Annotated in this window: 1 protein-coding gene; it reads right to left on the bottom strand. The window is 48.4% G+C overall.

What is annotated here, in order from left to right; translation table 11 throughout:
- Positions 1–46: 46 nt before the first annotated feature.
- Positions 47–871 (bottom strand): hypothetical protein, encoded by an 825-nt coding sequence (locus tag K2I50_RS09780; RefSeq protein ID WP_301026139.1) that lies wholly within the window; start codon positions 869–871, stop codon positions 47–49.
- Positions 872–1,019: the final 148 nt, after the last annotated feature.

The following is a 1,019-nucleotide window of genomic DNA, read 5'->3' as shown; positions in this document are numbered from 1 at the left end:
GTCAATACGACCGTCGCAGCTCTTTGATTTTTATAACGTAATATTATTACTTCTTTCTCATAGTCGGATTGCGCTTGCTCGATATCTGCTTTACGGCAGGCACCTTACGCACGGCAGGAGCGCCATAAACCGGATTGGGAATAGCCCACTCGCTCTCTGTATCAGGGTAGAAATTGATACGCTGTGTGGTGCGGTTGCCATCCTTGTCCTTGGCATAGATAAGAAGCGATTTCCACTCCTCCTCTACTTCCGAATTGGTATATGTATACTCGCCCAGACTATTGATAGCCGATGTGATATCCTCCGCATCGCCGCCCATGGCTATTTCATAAAGCTCATAGCCCATGTTGAGACGGTCGTCGGTGAAGTTCTCGCCGCAGAGACGCACGTAAGCCTCCTCTACATTGCTCGGCGAAATCTCAAAGTTGACCTTCACATAGCCGGTATTCTTCTCCTTGCTGAATATCTTGATTGAAGGTCCGGCAGTCACATCGCTTCCGGTTTCGATAGTGATGTCAAAACGCTTGTCGGTAGCATTTCCGTCGGCATCATATGCGCGCACAAACATCACATAATCCTTGATTGACGGGTCGTAAGGCCACACGGCATTGGGTACACCCTCGCCGAGCTCGCCGCTACCCTGGAGGAACGAAAGATCCCAGTTCTGTCCGAAAAGACCCATCAGATAGTCCTGGCCGAAAATCTCCGCATATGAATCCATTTTGGAACGTATGCCCCAGCAGGTGCGCACATAATACACATCGCTTCCGGTAAAGTTAAGATGTACACCCTGGCTAATGGTCTCGACATAGCTACAGTCGATTGTAGCCTTGCCCGCCTCGGCATCCTTGGTCTTGAATTCCTCATACACGAATGTCTACAAAGATAAGCAAAATATCACACTTATAAGCAAATCATAAAATTATTTAACGATTCAGAGATTGTCTAAGACCCCGTTCACCAATATTTGTTAACGCTGGGGCGGTCAAGCGTCGTGCAGATGTGTTCGCGCAGTGAGG

The organism is Muribaculum sp. (assembly GCF_029051885.1).
In the GTDB taxonomy this organism is placed as follows: Bacteria; Bacteroidota; Bacteroidia; order Bacteroidales; family Muribaculaceae; genus Muribaculum.
The sequence above is the reverse complement of the archived record's forward strand: the minus strand, read 5'-3'. Positions and strand labels throughout refer to the sequence as shown.